We start from the raw sequence: 18204 nt of genomic DNA on the forward strand, positions 1-18204 counted from the left end.
CGGGAAGGCCGCCCGTCTATTGCAGTATCGGCCCGTCCTGATCGAGATAGGACCTGTCGAAACCGGCGAAATCGGCCAGACCGTCGTAATTGTCGAAGGTGACACGTCCGCGCTGGAAGGTCACCAGACCCTCTTCCCGCAACTGCCGCAGGACGCGGTTCACATGCACCGCCGTCAGGCCGAGGGCATCCGCGAGAAGATACTGTGACAGCGGGCAGGCATAGCCCTGATGGTCTGCCAGCCCGACGAGCCGGAGCCTTGAACCGAGTTCCAGCAGGAAATGCGCCATGCGGACCGTGGCCGAGCGACGGCCCACATTGACCAGATGCTCGACCACCATCGCCTCGTCCCGCGAGGCGGCCCAGAGGACGGCGGTGGCCAGTCGCGGCGTGCGCGAGAAGGCGTCGAGCAGGTCCTGCGGCCGCACTTCCGAGGCCTGGACGGCGGTGATCGGTTCGACATTGTGGTCCGAGGTCCGGAACAGCACCGAGCGCAGGCCGAGGAAATCGCCGGGTATCTGGAAGGCGGGTGCCGTCGGGGAGGATCTTGTAGGACGAGGCCCAGCCCGAGGCGAGGACGAAGGCCGACTGGTCCTTCTGGCCCTGATGGATCATGTCGAAGCCGACCGGGAACCGGCGCCTGCGGCGGTAGAGGTCTGACATCACCGTGATGTCGTCCTGCGACAGGCGAACGAAAGCCGACAGCTTGCGCGCGAAGGGGCTGTCCTGAACCGAAGGCGTAAGGGTCCGTTCCTTCATGCCACTGCTTTCCCGGAGCGACGCAGGTTGCGCGCGAACTCTGCCCCATGTTCCGCAGATGAGCCGGGCCGGGGCTGATCCACATCATGATGCCGGACAGATTTCCTGCCACGATCACCAATCATTCACCGACACTGCCACAAAACCGCTGGAAAGTCGAAAAACATGACCGCCAACACAGATCCCGCAGGCCATGCCGCGCTCGCCATCTGCGAGTCCCTGCTTCTGGCCCTGAACGACCGTGACATCCTGCCCGAGACCGAGATCATGGGCATCTTGCGCGACGCCGCATCCGCCCATGAACAGGCCACGGACGGGGATGACGCGTTGCACCGCGAGGTGGTGCGGCTGATCGAGCGCATCATCGATGGCGGAAATTCGGTTCGACGCAAGGACGCGTGACCCGCCGGCCGCGTGGGGGGGGAGAGGCCTGCGAGCGGTGTAGGGTGCGCGGTTTGGGGGGCGGCGTGTCGGGTCAGGGGGCGCGGCCCGAGGCCCCGAGGTTGGCGAGGATGGCGCGGGCGGCGGTCGTGACCGGCTGTTCGGTGTCGCGCAGGATTTCGATCCGGTCGAAGCGGTCCGGGTGGACAGCCAGCGTCTGTCGCAGGGCAGCGCCGAAGATCTGGCGGATTTCCGTGCCGATGTTGAACTTGCACACATGCGAACTGGCCGAGAGTTGCCTGCGCTGGGCCGGTGGCACGCCCGAGCCGCCATGGATGACAAGGGGAAGACGGCTTGCGGCTTCGATGGCGCGCAGGCGGGGCAGGTCGATCCCGTCCGAAGGGCCGGTCTGCAGATGCAGGTTGCCAACCGAGATGGCCATGGCATCCACGCCCGTTTCTGTGGCGAAGCGGGCGGCTTCGGCAGGATCGGTGCCGGTCGAGGCCGCACCGCCGGAATAGCCGACAAGGCCGATCTCGCCCTCGCAGGAGATGCCCGCGCGACGGGCCAGTGCCGCGACCTCGGCGGTGGCGGCGATGTTGGCATCCAGCTGCAGGCGCGAGCCGTCGAACATCACCGATGAGAAGCCCTCTCCGATCGCGGCGCGGCATTCCTCGAGGGTGAGGCCATGGTCGAGATGGGCGACGACCGGCACATCCACGCTGGCGGCAAGCTGGCGGAACAGGGCGGCCCAGAGCGGCAAGGGCATGTGGGCGCGCGCGCCGGGTCCGGCCTGAAGGATCACAGGGGCGCGTTCGGCCTGTGCGGCAAGGGTGAAGGCGCGCGCATCCTCCCACCCCAGACAGACGAAGCCCGGTACGGCATAGCCGCCCGCAAGGGCGGGCTGCAGGACCGAGGCGAGCGTGGCGAGGGTCATTTGAACTTGGCCACCATGTCGAGGATGCCGGGGATGGTATGGACCTGTGCGGCATGGGCGGGTTGGAAATGCTGCTTGAGGCTGCGTTGCGACAGGCCGCCAAGGATCGTGAAATAATACATCTCGTATCCCGGCAGGACGCAGCAGGGATGGTAGCCGCGGTCGATCAGCACGGTGGAGCCGTTCATGACATGATAGGCATCGCCCGGATCGATTTCCGTGCGTTGCAGCATCTGCAATCCCGATCCGGTGTCGGGGCGGAAGCGGAAGTTGTAGCATTCGTCATGGCGCGTCTCGTCGGGCAGGCGGTCGGTGTCGTGCTTGTGGCTGGGAAAACCGGACCAGCCGCCGGTGCCGACGGTGAAAAGCTCCGAGACGAGCAGGCGGCCGACGCGGTCGTGGTACTTCGTGCCGAGAATGTGCTTGATCTTGCGGTGTGTCTTGGTGTCGTCCGAACCGTATTGCACGAGATCGAGGTCGGCGGCGCGGACCGCGAAGGGGCGCAGGGTTTCGGCAAAGCGGGCACCGGCGATGAAGGTTTCGGTGTCGGTCAGCGCCGTGATGCGGGCGGGGGTGTCGGTGGGGATGTAGACGCCCTCGGGTTCTCCGTCCCAGACGTCGACGCCGCGGTTGCCGATGGCCGCGAAGGTGTCGTTGCCGGTTTCAACCGTGACCGTGCCGGTCGCGGGCACGATGCAGGTTTCATAGCCGGCGACACGGTAATCGAAATGCTCTCCGGCCTTCAGCCGGATACGGTTGAAATAGACGAGCGGGACGAGCGCGTCGTCGCGGTCCACGATGGGGCGGTTCGCGTTGTCATGGGGCGGAATGTGCATCGGCGTCCTTTCGCGGCGAAGTCGGGCCGGGATGGGTGGCGAGGAAATGGTCAAGCTCGGCGCGGTCGGGCATGGCGGGGGCGCAGCCGACGCGGGCCACCACCATCGCTGCGGCCGCCGATCCGCGCAGCACGGCTTCGTGCAGGGGGAGTCCGCGCATGAGGGCGGCGAGAAGGCAGCCGAGGAAGCTGTCACCCGCGCCCGTCGGTTTGAGCGCGGCAGTGGGGAAGATGCCGGTGGCGAATTCGCCTTCGGGCGTCAGGGTGATCGCCCCGTCTTCGCCCATCTTGTAGATCACGAGCCGCGCGCCTTGCTGCACGAGGCGGCGGGCGGCATCCAGTCCGCGGGCGGGGTCGCCTGCCAGAAAGCCGAACTCGACATCATTGCCGACGATCACGTCACACAGGGCGGCGGCGCGGGTGTAGCACTGCGAGGCGACGGCGGCAGAGGGCCAGGAATAGGGGCGGTAGTCGATATCGAGGACCAGCGGCAATCCTGCGGCACGGGCAAGGTCGAAGGCGCGGACGGTCGCCCCGCGCGAGGGTTCGGCGGCAAGGACCGTGCCCGTTGCCACAAGGGCGGAGTAGGCCGCGTAATCCACCGCTTCGACATCCGCGACCGACATGGCGAAATCGGCGGCCGCGTTGCGGTAGATGACGGACTGGTGGTCCTCGATCCGCGTTTCCACCAGCGCGAGCGAGGTGCGCGTCTCGTCGCGCGTGATGCGGACGTGGCGACGGTCTATGCCGTACCGGTCGAGCTGGTCCAGCACGAAGCGGCCGATGGCATCGTCCGAGACACAGGTGACGAGGGCGGCGCGGGCGCCCTGACGGACGAGCGCCACCGCTATATTGGCCGAAGAACCGCCAAGCGCCGTGGTGAAGCGCGTCGCCTCGTGGCTGCGGGTGCCGGGCGGGTCGGCGTAAAGGTCCATTCCGGCGCGGCCGAGCACGAGGAAGGAGCCGCCCGACAGTCGTGAAAGGTCCGGCATGGCCTGTGCCCCCGTCTTGTGGACCGCGCAACGGGCTTGCGCGGGGTGTCGGGTGAGGATACATTTTTTGCAACCGGTTGCAATACCGGTGCTTCGGGAGGGCGGCCGTGACGGAAATCGGTATTGGTCTGGTCGGCGGCGGCTATATGGGCAAGGCCCATGCCGTGGCCTATTCCGCCGTCGGCGCAGTCTTCGGCACGGCCTTGCGGCCACGGCTGGAGATGGTGGCGGCATCGACCCCTGCTTCGGCCGAGACATACCGGCGGGCCTACGGATTTGCGCGCGCCGCGGCGGACTGGCGCGAACTGGTTGCGGATGCGCGGGTCGGGGCGGTGGTCATCGCCTCGCCACAGTGGACCCACCGCGAGATCGCCGAGGCGGCCTTTGCCGCGGGAAAGCCCGTGTTCTGCGAAAAGCCGCTGGGGGCATCGCTGGCGGACGGGAAGGCGATGGTCGCCGCCGCCGAGGCGTCGGGGCTGCCCAATATGATCGGCTTCAACTATGTCCGCACACCTGCGACGCGGTTCGTGCGTCAGTTGCTGGCCGAAGGCGCGATCGGCGAGGTGACGTTGTTCCGTGGCGAACATGCCGAGGATTTTCTGGCCGATCCGGACTTGCCCGCGACATGGCGGACCAGCGGACGGGCCAACGGGGCGATGGGTGATCTTGCCCCGCATATCGTGAACCTGACGCTGGCGCTCATGGGGCCGGTCGCCGAGGTGTCGGCGCGCATCGAGACGGTCCATGTCTCGCGTCCCGGACCGGCGGGGCGGGTCGTGGTGGACAATGACGATCAGGCGCAACTGATGCTGCGCTTTGCCTCGGGGGTGATGGGCCATCTTTATGTCAGCCGCATCGCGACCGGGCGGAAGATGGGCTACGCCTACGAGATCTTCGGGACCAAGGGCGGGATACGCTTCGATCAGGAAGACCAGAATTCGGTCTGGCTCTATCGCGCCGAAGGGCCCGAGGCGGGGCGGGGGTATACCCGCATCCTGACGGGGCCGTCGCATCCGGATTACGTGAATTTCTGCCTCGGGCCCGGGCACGGGACGGGGTATCAGGACCAGATCATCATCGAGGCGCGGGATTTCCTGCAGGCCGTCGCGACGGGGCAGCCGGTCTGGCCGACCTTCCGCGACGGGCTGGCCGTGTCCGAGGTGATCGAGGCGGCATGGCGGTCGCAGGATACGGGACGTTGGCAGGACGTGGTCAGGGCATAGGGGGCGGAGAATGGGCATCAGGATCGGCAATGCGCCCTGTTCGTGGGGCGTGGAGTTTGCGGGTGACCCGCGCAACCCGCCGTGGCGGCAGGTGCTGCGCGATTGCGCGGCGGCGGGGTATACGGGCATCGAGCTGGGACCCATCGGCTATATGCCCGAGGACCCAGCCATACTCTTCGATGCGCTGGAGGAGAACGGGCTGGAACTGATCGGCGGGGTTGTGTTCCGTCCCTTCCACGATCCGGCGGCATGGGATGACGTGCGGGATGCGGCATGGCGGACCTGCCGCGCGCTGGCGGCACACGGGGCGCAGCATCTGGTGCTGATCGATTCCATCTCGCCCCGCCGTGCGCCGACGGCAGGGCGGGCCGATGCGGCCGAGCAGATGGACCGCGCGGAATGGACGGCCTTCCGCGACCGGATCGTGCAGGTGGCGCGGCTCGGGGTGGAAGAGTTCGGGCTGACCGTGGGCATCCATGCCCATGCGGCGGGCTTCATCGATTTCGAGCCCGAGCTCGAGCGGTTGCTGGACGAGGTGGACGACCGTCTGCTGAAGATCTGTTTCGACACGGGGCACCATTCCTATGCAGGCTTCGATCCCGTGGCCTTCCTGCGCCGTCACGTCGGGCGGGTCAGCTATATGCATTTCAAGGATATCGATCCCAAGGTGAAGGCAGATGTGATCGCCCGCGGCACGGGGTTCTACGAGGCCTGCGGTCAGGGCATCTTCTGCAATCTGGGCACGGGGGATGTGGATTTTCCGGCGGTACGGCGGATTCTGCTGGAGGCCGGGTTCGATGGCTGGTGCACGGTGGAGCAGGATTGCGACCCGACGTTGGATGTGGACCCTGCGGGCGATGCGGCGGTAAACCGCGCCTATCTGCGGTCGATCGGATTCTGAGAGGGGAATGGCATGGCTGTGTTGAACTGGGGGATGATCGGCGGCGGGGAGGGCAGCCAGATCGGGCCGGCCCACCGGCTGGGCGCGCGAGTGGACGGGTTGTTCGACTTCGTAGCGGGCGCGCTGGATCACCGGCCCGAGGCGGGGCGCGACTACGGGCGGCGGCTGGGGCTGGCGGCGGACCGGTCCTATGGCGACTGGCGCGAGATGCTGGAGGGCGAGCGCGCACGCGCGGACCGCGTTGATCTGGTGACGGTGGCCACGCCCAACGCCACGCATTTCGAGATCACGCGCGCCTTCCTGAAGGAAGGATTCCATGTGCTGTGCGAAAAGCCCATGACCATGACCGTGGAAGAAGGCGAGGAGATCGTCGCGCTGGCGCGCGAGACAGGGCGGATATGCGCGGTGAATTACGGATATACCGGTTATTCGCTGGTGCGGCACATGCGGGCGATGGTGGCGCGCGGTGATCTGGGTCGCGTTCGGATGGTGGTGGCGGAATTTGCCCATGGCCATCATGCCGATGCGGCGGATGCGGACAATCCGCGTGTGCGCTGGCGCTATGATCCGGCGCAGGCCGGAATCTCCGCGCAGTTTGCCGATTGCGGCATCCATGCGCTGCACATGGCCAGTTTCGTGATCGGCCAACAGGTCGAGCGTCTGGCGGCCGATACGGTGTCCTGTCTGCCGTCGCGGGTGCTGGAGGATGACGCGCAGGTGAACCTGCGCTTTGACGGTGGCGCGGCGGGGCGGCTGTGGACATCCTCGATTGCCATCGGGCGGCAGCACGGGCTGACCTTGCAGGTCTTTGGCGAGAAGGGCGGGCTGCGCTGGGCGCAGGAGCAGCCGAACCAGCTTTACTGGATGCCGCTGGGCGAGCGGTTGCAGGTGATCGAACGCGGCGAGGCGGGACTGTCGCCCGAGGCGGACCGCAGCAGCCGCGTGACCATTGGCCATGCCGAGGGGATGCCGCTGGCTTTTGCCAATATCTACAAGGATCTGGCCGAAGTGATTGCGGCGCGGAAGGCGGGGCGGACACCCGATCCGGCGGCGGATCTGTTCCCCCGTGCCGAGGACGGGCTGCGGTCGATGGCGGCGGTCCATGCGGTTGCGGCCAGCGGCAAGGCGCAGGGCGTCTGGCTGGATGCGCGCCCGCCGATGTTCCGCTAGGGAGTTGCGGGGGCGCGCAGGGTTGCGCGCTCCACCACCTCGCAGGGGAAGAGGCGGATTTCGGGGGGGCGGGCAGGATCGTCGATCGCGGCTGTCACGAGATCGATGGCGGCGTCGATGATCTGCGCCAAGGGCTGGCGGATCGTCGTGAGGCCGATCATGTCCCAGCCCGACATCTCCATCCCGTTCAGTCCGATCAGGCCTATGTCGCGTGGCACGGACAGCCCCGCCGCGCGGATAGCGTCCAGCGCGCCGACGGCGAGCAGGTCGTCGCCGCAGAAATAGGCCTCGGCCGGTGCGGCGCGCAGCAGGCGGGCCATTTCGGCGCGGCCTGCGTCATGCGTGTAGGCGGCTGCATAACTGGCGGTCGCGGTGGCGTCGGGCGCGTCGGCAAGGGCCGAGAGGAAGCCTGCGGCGCGGTCCTGTGTCGAGCTTGCGCTTTCCGGCCCGCCCAGAAAGCCCAGCCTGCGATATCCCCGTCGCAAGAGTTCGCTGGCCGCGATCCGCCCGCAGGCGATGTTGTCTATGCCGACGACATGGACATCCGGCCGTGGGCTGCCGCGCCCGAAGGCATGGACGACCGGAAGGCCCGCCCGTTGGAAGGCAGCGGCGAAGTCGGGTTGCAAGGTCGATGACGCGACGATCACGCCGTCGACCGAGTACTGGCGCAGCATCCGCACCGAGGCAGCGGGGTCCGTTGCACCGCTGAGATTGACGAGAAGCGGACGCAGGCCGCGATCCTGAAGCCCGCGGGTGAAGAGGTCGCAGACTTCAAGGATCAGGGGATTGCGGAAGTTGTTGATGATCAGACCGACGAGCTTTGTGCGCCCCGTCGTCAGGCTGGAGGCAAGCGCGTTCGGCGCATAGCCCAGTTCCCGCGCGGCCTTTTCCACCTTGGCGCGGGTCTTGGCCGACACCGAGGCACCGTCGGTAAAGGTGCGCGACACCGCCGAACGCGACACGCCCGCGCGCGCGGCCACCTCTTTCAGGGTTATCGCCATCGACCCATCCAACCTTTTCCGCCGTGACTATACATGGCGGAGCCGAAAGGAAAAACCTTGCTGTCCGGCAGCGTGGAAGCGGGGGCTGCGGGGCGGACAGGAATTTTGAGTTCGAAATTTTCGTTGACAGAACGGATGGCCCCGTAAAATCTTAACCCAAGAGTTAAGAATTTCGCATCACGGCGAATCGTATATCAGGGATGGTCCGATGCTTCAGGAACGCATCGAGGGCAAATGGCTTGCCGCTTTCCGGCGTGTCTTTGCCTTGAACGGGATCGGGCAGGGGACGCGGGTGGCGATCCTGTCGGAAACGCAGTCTCGCCCCGTTCTGGTACATCTGTCGGAACTGGCAGCTTATGACCTTGGCGCCGAGTTCTGCATGATCCAGATGCCCACCCCGCCGCAAAGCGCGCCCGTTCCGGTGAAATCCACCGGCACCAGTTGGGCCATCGCCGGCAACCGCGCAGTGGTCGAGGCGCTGAAACTGGTCGAGGTGATCGTGGATTGCACGGTCGAGGGGATCATCCACGCCCCCGAATGGCCGGAAATCGAGGAGGCGGGGCGAACGCGCCTGCTCGTCATCACCAACGAACACCCCGAAATCCTTGAACGGACAGAGCCGAAGGCCGAGGACAACATCAAGCTGCAACTGGGCATCCAGATGCTGCGCGAGGCGTCCGAGATGCGGGTGACGTCGAAGGCCGGCACTGACCTGACGGTGGACCTGCGCGGCGCGCCCTGCGGCGGGACGGCGGGTTTCGGCACCACGCCGGGGGCGGTGGCGCATTGGCCGGGGGGGCTCTGTCTGGCCTTTCCCGGCAAGGATGCGGTGAACGGCCGGATCGTCATGGACGTGGGCGACATGAACCTGACGTTCAAGACCTTTCTGACCAGCCGTGTCGACTTCACCATCGAGAACGACTTCGTCACGCAGATCGGCGGCGACGGCATCGATGCACTGCACCTGCGCGAATACATGGAGGCCTGGGAGGACCGGAACGCCTTTGGCATGTCCCATGTCGGCTGGGGGATGAACCACGGCGCGAAATGGGTGTCGGCTACGATGTACGACAAGCGCGACATGCAGGCGGTGGAGTTCCGCGCGATTGCGGGATCCTTCCTTTGGTCCACCGGCGCGAACCAGTATGCGGGGCGCTACACGCTCGGCCATTTCGACCTTCCGATGAGGAATTGCACCATCGCCCTGGACGGGCGCGTCGTCGTGCGCGACGGCGTTTTGCAGGGAGAGCTTGCCTGATGACCGAACAGCGCCCCATCGCCGCCGCCATGCCGATGAGCCATCCCGGCGACTATTACGACCTGTCGCGCATCCGCCCCGAGGTTCTGGCGATGCTGGAAAAGGTGAACGCGCTGGGCGCAACCTTTGCCGCGCGGGCCAAGGCGGTGGATGACGAGGCGTCCTTTCCGGTCGAGAATTACCGCGATCTGGCGGCGGAAGGGTTCCTGACGCTGTGCATCCCCGAGGAATATGGCGGGATGGGCTTTTCCATGTGGGAATATGCCATGGTCGGGGCCGAAATCGCCAAGTATTGCGGGGCGACCGCGCTGACCTTCAACATGCACAATTCATCCATGGCATGGTCGCGCTTCATGTATGACATGCCCAACCTGACGGTCGAGGAGAAGGCCGCCTTCGCCCCGATGCGCGAACGGCAGTTCCGGCGCGCGGTGGCGGAGCGGGCGATCTATTCGCAGCCCATTTCCGAAGGCGGGCAGAACTGGACGTCGAAGCCGAACCAGACCCAGTGCCGTGCGGTCGAAGGCGGCTGGAAGATCAACGGGTTCAAGAAATTCGCCTCGCTTGCGGGCTATTGCGATTACTACACCATCGTCTGCACCGAGGTGTTCGAAGGCGTGGAGCCGCGGCATGAGGACACGATGCTCTTCGTCGTCCACAAGGACGCGCCGGGGTTGTCGGTCAAGGGCGAGTGGGACCCGCTGGGGATGCGCGGGACGAACAGCCGCGACCTGATCCTGAAGGATGTCTTCGTCACCGCCGATGATCTGCTGATGCCGCGTGGCATCTTTGGCAAGACCCTGCCCAACTGGCCGCATATGATGGCGACGCTGTCGCCCACCTATATGGGTGTGGCGCAGGGGGCCTTCGATTTTACCGTGGCCTATCTGAAGGGTCAGGTCCCCGGTCAGCCGCCCATCGACCGGCGTATGTATGCGACCAAGCGTATCGCGGTGGGCAAGATGTATGCCCGTCTGGCCAACATGCGCGCGCTCTGGTGGCAGGCATTTTCCGAAGCGAAGGGGTTCCCGACCAAGGCCGAGGTGATGCGCATGTATGCCGCGCAGTACAACGTGATGGAAGGCGCGGCCGAAATGACCAGCATGGCCATCCGCACCTGCGGCGGGCAATCCATGCTGCGGTCGTTGCCGCTGGAGCGGATGTATCGCGACAGCCGCTGCGGCGCGCTGATGCTGCCCTATACGTCGGAGATCATGGAAGATTACCTGTCCATCCTGACGCTTTACGACATGGACGAGATCGACGATGCCCCCGGCGACGAGGGGGGCGCGCGCAACTCGCTCTGGCGCGGGGATGCGGGGTCGCTCAAGGGGCTGCGCTGAGGTGCCGAAGGACAGCGTCCATGTCCACGGCCACCTCGCCGCCGATCCGGCGGCGGTCTGGGCCGTGCTGCGCGACTTCTGCGCGCCGTGGCATCCGTGGATCGCCACGATGCAGGCGGAACGCGACGCGCGGGGCAGCCTGATCCGCGCCTTTACGGTGGCAGGCGAGGTGACGGTCTATCGCGAGCAGCGGACCTATCTGTCGGACAGCGACCGCGTGCTGGCCTATACCCATCTGGAGGGGATCGCGGGCTGCGAGGCCTATGATGCCCGCGTAACCGTATCCCCGTCCGAGCAGGGCGGCAGCGTGGTGACCTGGACCGCGCAGGTCAGCGCGCCCGTGGCGCGTCTGGCGCCGATCTGCGACGGGACGGCGGCGGTGTTCCGCGCGGGCATCGACGCGCTGGGCGGGCTGGCCCGCGCGCCACAGGATGCGGCCCCCTTGCCCGCGCCGGTGGCGGTGGAGCGGGTCGTTTTCGACGACCTGCCGCGCCTTGCGCTGGATGTGACGCCCGACCGCGGGGACGTGCGGCTGTGCCTGTTCCTGCACGGGATCGGCGGCGGGCGGGTGAACTGGCGCGCGCAACTCGGTGCAGCGGGGCACCATATCCGCGCCGCCGCGATGGACCTGCGGGGGTATGGCGACAGCACGCTCGGCCCCCGCCAATCCATGGTCGACGATTATTGCGCCGATATCCTGCGGGTGATGGAGGTGCTGGGGGCGAAACGACTGGTCCTTGCGGGCCTGTCCTACGGGTCGTGGATCGCCACCTCCTTTGCCATGCGCCATCCCGATTTGCTGGACGGGCTGGTCCTGTCCGGCGGCTGCACCGGCATGTCCGAGGCAGGGCCGGAAGAACGCGAGGCGTTCCGCGTCAGCCGCGAGGTGCCGCTGAACGCGGGGCAGGTTCCGGCGGATTTCGCCCCCGCCGTGGTCAAGGTGCTTGCGGGGCCAGATGCATCGGAAGCGGTCAGGGCAGACCTCCTTGCCTCCATGTCGGCCATTCCGGCGGCGACCTATCGCGACGCGCTGGTCTGCTTCACCAATCCGCGCGAGCGGTTCGACTTTTCCCGCCTGACCATGCCCGTCCTGATGATAACGGGCGAGCATGACCGTCTGGCCCCGCCGACCGAGATACGGGGCGTCGCGGGCCGCATCTGGGACAGTGCCCGCCGCCCCGATGTGCGCTTCGAGGTGATCGCGGGCGCGGGCCATGTCTGCAACGTGGAACGGCCCGACACCTATTCCTGTCACCTCACCGACTTCCTGCAGGGGCTGCCGGCATGAACGCCCCCTCGCGCCGTGAACTCAACCGCATGGAGCGGACGCGGCGCATTCTTGACGGCGCGCTGCGGGTCTTTGCCGGGGCAGGCTATTCTGGCACCACGATGGATGCCGTGGCGGCGGCGGCGGGGCTGTCGAAACCCACGCTCTACCAGTATTTCGACAGCAAGGATGCGCTGTTCCAGGCGATGATGGCGGGCCTGCGTGACCGGATGATGGATGTGTTCGACCATCCCTCGCCGCAGGGCATGGTGCATGACCTGCACGCCTTCGCATGGGATTACGCCGATGTGGTGATGAGCCCCGACATGCTCTCTCTCGCGCGGCTGATCATCGGAGAGGTCCAGCGCTTCCCCGAGATCGGGCGCGCCTATCAGGCCAGCGGGCCGGATCGTCTTTTGGCCGGCATCATGGCCTATATGACGGCGCAGCGTGATGAGGGGCGGCTGGCATTCGACGATGCGGAACTGGCGGCGCAGGATTTCTGGGGTCTGATCCTGTCGGCACCGCGGACGCAGGCGCTCTATCAACCTGATGCCATGCCGTCGCGGGATGAACTGGCGCGATACATCCTGAACGGCCTGCGGGTGTTCCTGCGGGCCTATTCTACCGATCCGGCCACCGATCTGAAAAAGCTAGAGACGCTTGCAAGCGTCCGAATGACAGGGACAGAACCATGAAACTGGAAGAGTACATTGCCGATCCCGCCAGCCGATTTGCCACCGTGGCGATGGCCGACACGAACGGCCTGCTGCGCGGGCAGATGGTGTCGGTGAACAGCCTGAAGGGGATCGCCAAGAACGGCATGGGCATGGCGCCCGCGCAACTGTCGCTGGACCCCACGGATGTTCTGCTGACCATCCCGGGGGTGAATGACGAGACGGGCGATTTCCACGACGACCCCTTGCAGGTGGACCCCGCCACGGTCCGCCGCCTGCCGTGGTCGAAGCCGGGGCATGACCTGCTGGTGCTGTCGAATTTCACGGGCGAGTCTGCCAAGATGTGCCCCCGTTCCATCCTGAAATCCGTGCTGGCGCGAGCGGGGGAGGCGGGGTTCGTTCCGAAATACGGGATGGAACTGGAATACACGCTCTTCGACGAAAGCCCCGAAAGCGCGCGGGCCAAAGGATACCGCAATCTCAAACCCGCCACACAGCATGCCAGCCATGACCTGACGATCTATCAGGCCGTGCAGACCGAATGGTACGAGGCGATTGCGGCCATGTGCGAACCCCTGCGCATCGACCTTGCCAAGATGCACGAGGAGATCGGCGCGGGCTTCATGGAGGCCTGCATCGGCGCGGGCGAGGGGCTGGAGCCTGCGGACCAGCTGGTGCTGCTCAAGAACTTCATCCGCGCGCTGGCCTTGCGGCAGGGGCGGTCCGTCACCTTCATGCCGCGCTGGAACGAACAGGCCGACAGCCAGTCGATCCACCTGCATGTCAGCCTGAAGGACAAGGCTGGAAAGCCGCTGTTCCACGATCCCGCCGGAAAGAACGGGGTCAGCCGGACCTTCCTGCACTTCCTTGGCGGGTTGCAGAAATACATCGGCGACATGACGTTGGTCTTCCAGCCCACGGTGAACAGCTACCGCCGCTTTGCGCCGGGCACCTTTGCGCCGCCCGGTCTGACATGGGGATACGAGAACCGCACGACCTGCTTCCGCATCGTGGGCCATGACGCGGGCAGCCTGCGGGTGGAAAACCGCCTGCCGGGGGCGGATACCAACCCCTACCTCACCACCGCCGCCACCATTGCGGCGGGCGTGGCGGGCATCATGGAACAGGTCGAACCCGATCCCGAAACCATAGGCTCGGGCTATGCCCAGACCCCGCCCCGCGATTTCGCGCGGTCCATGCCCGAGGCGATCGACCGCCTGCGCGGGTCCGATTTTGCCAAGGACTGGCTGGGTCCGCGCTTTGTCGAGGCCTTCACCGCCACGCGCGAGGGGCAGTATGACGAATTCCGGCGCAAGGTGCCGGATGTCGAACTCGAACGCTTCTTCGATCTGGGATGACGGGCATGGATGACCTGCGCGCCCGCTTTCTGGAAGGCATGAGCCGCGCGGCCACCTTTGTCGCGGTCGCCACGACCGATGGCGAGGGTGGACGGGCGGGGGTCACGATCTCGTCGCTGACCTCTGTCTCGGCGGATGGAGAGGGGCCGTCGCTGCTGGCCTGCATCCATCATCAAAGTCCTGCGGCTGCGGCCATCCTGAGAAACCGCGCCTTCTGCGCCAATCTGCTGGCCGAGGATCAGCAGGCGGTTTCCGACCTTTTCGCGGGACGCGCCGGTGGTGACCACGCGCTGCGCTTTGATCGGACGGACTGGGAAGCGGGGCCTCTGGGCCAGCCGCTGCTGTCAGGGGCTACGGCTGTGTTCGAATGCCGTCTGGCGACCGCGCTTTTGTGGGAGACGCATCACATCATCGTCGGCCGTGTCATGTCTGTCCGTTTGTCAGAGAGCCCGGCGGCGCTGCTATACGGTCAACGGGCCTATCGACGGGCGGTGCACCTGCCCGCTGCCAAGGTCTGAACGGGATACCCACCGGCACGGAGAGGCCGGGGGAAAACGGGGGCAACCGGCGCAAGACCGGTGCCTGCAACCAACAAGGAGTGAGTGGATGACGAATGAAACGGGGGACGGGGCGAACCAGCTTCGCCGGAACTCGCTGGGGTTGATCGCGGTCACCTTCATGGTGATTTCGGCGGCGGCCCCGCTGACAGGGGTGGCGGGCGCAGTGCCCATCGCCTTCCTTCTCGGGAACGGAACGGGGGTTCCGGCGACCTTCCTGTTCATGACGCTGGTCATGCTGGCCTTTGCGGCCGGTTACGTGGCCATGTCGCGACATGTGAAGAACGCGGGCGCCTTCTATGCCTATGCCGCGCGCGGCCTTGGCGGGCGCTGGGCGGGGGCCACGGCCTTTACCGCGCTGGCCGCATACAACGCCATGCAATTCGGCCTGATCGGGCTTCTGGGCGGCATCGCCGCCGGGGTCTTCGGCAGTTTCGGCATCAACCTGCCGTGGTGGGGGTGGAGCCTGATCGCCATCGCCCTTGTCGGCATCCTGGGCTACCGGCAAGTGGACCTGTCGGCCAAGGTGCTGATCGTTCTGGTGGCGCTGGAATATCTGATCGTGCTGGTCGTCGACTTCGCCATCCTTGCCCAGGGCGGGGCGGTCGATGCGGGGGGGCTTTCGGTCAACCTGTTCGACACGGGCGCGATCTTCTCGGGGTCGCTCACCGCGGCGATCCTGTTCTGTCTGGGGTCCTTCATCGGCTTCGAGGCGACGACGATCTATGCCGAAGAGGCGCGGGATCCCGAAAAGACCATTCCGCGCGCGACCTATCTGTCGGTGCTGATGATCGGGCTGTTCTTCGTCTTCACTACATGGCTGATGATCGCCGGTGTGGGGGCAGAGAACCTTTTGCCCACCATCGGCGGGCTGGCCGATCCGACGGAATATTTCTTCATGCTGGCCGACATGTATGTGGGCGGCCCCGTTCCGCCGATCGCGGGCATCCTGCTGGTCTCCAGCCTGTTCGCCGCGCTGTCGGCTTTTCACAACTACATCGCGCGCTATTCCTATGTGGCAGGGCGCGAGGGGCTGCTTCCTGCCGCCTTCGGGCGCACCCATGACGCACATTCCAGCCCGCATGTCGGGTCTGTCGTGCAGACGGTGGGTGCGCTGGCGGTGCTGGCGGTTTTTGCCGGTCTCGGCCTCGATCCGGTGCTGAATATGTTCACATGGATCAGCCAGATCGGCACGCTGGGCGTTTTGGGGATGATGACGGTGACCTCGCTGGCCGTGATCATGTTCTTCCGCCGTCAGGGCGGCGGGTCGGCGATCGCGACGGTGATCCTTCCGGCCCTGTCGGGACTGATCATGGCGGCGCTCTTCGTCTATATCTTCGCCAATTTCGGTGACCTGACCGGGACGGCGGGCGGCGGGCTGAGCTGGATCCTTCCCGGCCTCATCCCGCTGGCGGCGGTGATCGGATGGATCGCGGCGATGCGACTGGAAAAGGCTGATCCCGCCGGCTTTGCCCGTATGGGCGAGAACCGCGCCTGACGCAAAAGGGGGTGCGCGCCTTGCGCGCGCCCCTGTCTGCCCGAGAGAGGAAGATCCGATGTCCAACGCATCGCTCGGCCCGACGGGCCATGTCGACAGTTTCGCGCGTGACAACCTGCCGCCTGCCGGCCAATGGCCCGATTTGCGGGTGGAGGGTTTCGACTATCCCGACTGGCTGAACGCGGGGGTGGAACTGTCCGACCGTATGGTCGAGCGCGGCTTCGGCGATCATGTGGCGCTGATCGGCAATGGCCGGTCGCGCACTTACAAGGAGATGACCGACTGGTCCAACCGCATCGCCCATGCGCTGGTCGAGGATTACGGGGTGAAACCCGGCAACCGTGTGCTGATCCGGTCGGCCAACAACCCCGCGATGGTGGCCTGCTGGCTGGCCGCGACCAAGGCGGGGGCGGTGGTGGTCAACACCATGCCCATGCTGCGCGCGGGCGAGTTGGGAAAGATCGTCGACAAGGCGCAGATCACCCACGCCCTCTGCGACACCCGCCTGATGGAGGAACTGGTCGCCTGCCAGAAGGGATCCGCCTTCCTGAAAACGGTCGTGGGCTTTGACGGCACGGCGAACCATGACGCAGAACTGGACCGCATCGCCCTGAAGAAGCCCGTGAAATTCACCCCGCCACCCACGGGCCGCGATGACGTGGCGCTTCTGGGCTTCACCAGCGGCACCACGGGCGAGCCCAAGGCCACGATGCATTTCCACCGCGACCTGCTTATCATTGCGGACGGCTACGCGCGCGAGGTGCTGGGGGTGACGCCCGAGGATGTCTTCGTGGGCTCTCCGCCCTTGGCCTTCACCTTCGGCCTTGGCGGGCTTGCCATATTCCCCCTGCGCTTCGGTGCGGCGGCGGCGCTTCTGGAACAGGCCAGCCCGCCGAACATGGTGCAGATCATCGAGGAGCACCGCGCGACCGTCTGCTTCACCGCGCCGACCGCCTATCGCGTCATGCTCAAGGCGATGGAAGAGGGCGCCGACCTGTCGTCGCTGCGCGCCGCCGTCAGCGCGGGCGAAACCCTGCCCGCTCCGGTCTACGAGGAATGGATGGCCAGGACCGGCAAGCCCATGCTCGATGGCATCGGCGCGACCGAGATGCTGCACATCTTCATCACCAACCGCTTCGACGACCACCACCCCGCCTGCACCGGCCGCCCCGTCACGGGATACGAGGCGCGCATCGTGGGCGAGGATATGGAGGAACTGCCGCGGGGCGAGGTCGGGCGGCTGGCGGTGCGCGGCCCCACCGGCTGCCGTTACATGGCAGATGACCGGCAGACGAAATATGTCCGCGACGGCTGGAACCTGACCGGCGACAGCTTCTGGCAGGACGAGGAGGGGCGCTTCCACTTTGCCGCCCGCTCGGACGACATGATCATCTCTTCAGGCTACAACATCGCGGGGCCCGAGGTGGAGGCGGCGCTCCTGTCCCATCCCGCAGTGCTGGAATGTGCCGTGGTGGGCACCCCGGACGAGGATCGCGGCCAGATCGTCGAGGCGCATGTGGTTCTGGCCGCAGGGCAGACGGGCGACGCGCTGATGGTCAAGCTGTTGCAGGATCATGTGAAAAAGGTCATTGCCCCCTACAAGTATCCCCGCCGCGTGGTCTTCACCGAGGCCCTGCCCAAGACGCAGACGGGCAAGATCCAGCGGTTCCGCCTGCGGACCTGACACGGGACGGGACTTCCGCCTGCCGCCGCTTCGGTCCATGCTGGGCGACGGCGGGCACGGTGGCGGGGGGTAGTCTTGGCGGCGGAACGGTTCATCATCCGGGGCGATCTTGGCGCCGCGACCTTCCTTCCCTGGGTCCGTCGGCACATGGGCAAGCTTGGCCTGACGGGCGAACTGGGCCAGAGCGGCGAGGCGCTGGTGGAGTTGCGGGTCGAAGGCCCGCCCGACCTGATCGACGCGCTGGAGATGGGCGTGTCGCTGGGCCCGATCGAGGCCTGGGTCGAGTCGATAGAGCGCGCCCCCCTCAACAGCCTTTAGGGGCCGACCCCTCCGAATTCATTGATCACATTGTGATGCTTTATCG

General features: G+C 66.3%; 17 protein-coding genes and 1 pseudogene. 13 read left to right on the forward strand and 5 right to left on the reverse strand.

Going from position 1 to position 18204, the window contains the following annotated elements:
- Window positions 1-16 precede the first annotated feature (16 nt).
- Window positions 17-758: pseudogene (locus GU927_RS03840) on the reverse strand (Crp/Fnr family transcriptional regulator).
- A 165-nt stretch (window positions 759-923) separates the two neighbouring features.
- Between GU927_RS03840 and GU927_RS03845 the strand changes: the two are divergent.
- Complete coding sequence (locus tag GU927_RS03845) at window positions 924-1160, forward strand: hypothetical protein (RefSeq protein WP_161761032.1); 237 nt, start codon at window positions 924-926, stop codon at window positions 1158-1160.
- Between the two features lie 73 nt (window positions 1161-1233).
- On the opposite strand, the gene GU927_RS03850 is transcribed toward GU927_RS03845, so the two are convergent.
- The 3 genes from GU927_RS03850 to iolC are packed head-to-tail and all read right to left on the reverse strand — an operon-like array spanning window position 1234 to window position 3903.
- On the reverse strand, window positions 1234-2076 hold the full coding sequence (locus GU927_RS03850; RefSeq protein WP_161761033.1) for a class II fructose-bisphosphate aldolase: 843 nt from the start codon (window positions 2074-2076) through the stop codon (window positions 1234-1236).
- A complete protein-coding gene (locus GU927_RS03855) occupies window positions 2073-2912 on the reverse strand; it encodes a 5-deoxy-glucuronate isomerase (protein WP_161761034.1) in 840 nt (279 codons plus the stop codon). Before GU927_RS03855 ends, GU927_RS03850 begins: the two co-directional genes overlap by 4 nt.
- Window positions 2893-3903, reverse strand: a complete 1011-nt coding sequence (gene iolC / locus GU927_RS03860) for a 5-dehydro-2-deoxygluconokinase (RefSeq protein ID WP_161761035.1) — start codon at window positions 3901-3903, stop codon at window positions 2893-2895. Before iolC ends, GU927_RS03855 begins: the two co-directional genes overlap by 20 nt.
- A 107-nt stretch (window positions 3904-4010) precedes the next feature.
- Here iolC and GU927_RS03865 point away from each other — a divergent pair, with 107 nt between their 5' ends.
- The 3 genes from GU927_RS03865 to GU927_RS03875 are packed head-to-tail and all read left to right on the forward strand — an operon-like array spanning window position 4011 to window position 7197.
- The gene (locus GU927_RS03865) at window positions 4011-5126 is read left to right on the forward strand and encodes a Gfo/Idh/MocA family protein (protein WP_161761036.1); all 1116 of its coding nucleotides are present in this window, start codon (window positions 4011-4013) and stop codon (window positions 5124-5126) included.
- Window positions 5127-5136: 10 nt separating this feature from the next.
- Window positions 5137-6027 (forward strand): sugar phosphate isomerase/epimerase family protein, encoded by an 891-nt coding sequence (locus GU927_RS03870; protein ID WP_161761037.1) that lies wholly within the window; start codon window positions 5137-5139, stop codon window positions 6025-6027.
- Window positions 6028-6039: 12 nt separating this feature from the next.
- Window positions 6040-7197: a Gfo/Idh/MocA family protein gene (locus tag GU927_RS03875; RefSeq protein ID WP_161761038.1), complete on the forward strand. Its 1158-nt coding sequence runs from the start codon at window positions 6040-6042 to the stop codon at window positions 7195-7197.
- Here the strand turns inward: GU927_RS03875 and GU927_RS03880 are convergent.
- Entirely contained in the window at window positions 7194-8198 is a 1005-nt protein-coding gene (locus GU927_RS03880) for a LacI family DNA-binding transcriptional regulator (protein WP_161761039.1), read from the reverse strand. The two genes, GU927_RS03875 and GU927_RS03880, sit on opposite strands and share 4 nt — an antisense overlap.
- A gap of 208 nt (window positions 8199-8406) precedes the next feature.
- Between GU927_RS03880 and GU927_RS03885 the strand changes: the two genes are divergently transcribed.
- The 9 genes from GU927_RS03885 (at window position 8407) to GU927_RS03925 (ending at window position 18158) form a co-directional block, all read left to right on the forward strand.
- Window positions 8407-9456 carry a peptidase M29 gene (locus GU927_RS03885; protein ID WP_161761040.1) on the forward strand — a complete coding sequence of 350 codons (1050 nt, stop codon included), beginning with the start codon at window positions 8407-8409 and terminating at the stop codon, window positions 9454-9456.
- Entirely contained in the window at window positions 9456-10799 is a 1344-nt protein-coding gene (locus tag GU927_RS03890; RefSeq protein WP_232489115.1) for an acyl-CoA dehydrogenase family protein, read from the forward strand. The genes GU927_RS03885 and GU927_RS03890 overlap by 1 nt, the downstream gene beginning before the upstream one ends.
- Before the next feature lies 1 nt (window position 10800).
- Window positions 10801-12087, forward strand: a complete 1287-nt coding sequence (locus GU927_RS03895) for an alpha/beta fold hydrolase (protein WP_161761041.1) — start codon at window positions 10801-10803, stop codon at window positions 12085-12087.
- Window positions 12084-12764 carry a TetR/AcrR family transcriptional regulator gene (locus GU927_RS03900; RefSeq protein WP_161761042.1) on the forward strand — a complete coding sequence of 227 codons (681 nt, stop codon included), beginning with the start codon at window positions 12084-12086 and terminating at the stop codon, window positions 12762-12764. Before GU927_RS03895 ends, GU927_RS03900 begins: the two co-directional genes overlap by 4 nt.
- Complete coding sequence (locus GU927_RS03905) at window positions 12761-14101, forward strand: glutamine synthetase family protein (RefSeq protein ID WP_161761043.1); 1341 nt, start codon at window positions 12761-12763, stop codon at window positions 14099-14101. The genes GU927_RS03900 and GU927_RS03905 overlap by 4 nt, the downstream gene beginning before the upstream one ends.
- A gap of 5 nt (window positions 14102-14106) precedes the next feature.
- On the forward strand, window positions 14107-14619 hold the full coding sequence (locus GU927_RS03910) for a flavin reductase family protein (protein ID WP_161761044.1): 513 nt from the start codon (window positions 14107-14109) through the stop codon (window positions 14617-14619).
- An 88-nt stretch (window positions 14620-14707) separates the two neighbouring features.
- Entirely contained in the window at window positions 14708-16156 is a 1449-nt protein-coding gene (locus GU927_RS03915; RefSeq protein WP_161761045.1) for an APC family permease, read from the forward strand.
- Window positions 16157-16214: 58 nt separating this feature from the next.
- Window positions 16215-17840 carry an AMP-binding protein gene (locus GU927_RS03920; RefSeq protein WP_161761046.1) on the forward strand — a complete coding sequence of 542 codons (1626 nt, stop codon included), beginning with the start codon at window positions 16215-16217 and terminating at the stop codon, window positions 17838-17840.
- Between the two features lie 75 nt (window positions 17841-17915).
- Entirely contained in the window at window positions 17916-18158 is a 243-nt protein-coding gene (locus GU927_RS03925; protein ID WP_161761047.1) for an acylphosphatase, read from the forward strand.
- Window positions 18159-18204: the final 46 nt, after the last annotated feature.

The organism is Paragemmobacter amnigenus, from assembly GCF_009908265.2.
Lineage (GTDB): Bacteria > Pseudomonadota > Alphaproteobacteria > Rhodobacterales > Rhodobacteraceae > Paragemmobacter > Paragemmobacter amnigenus.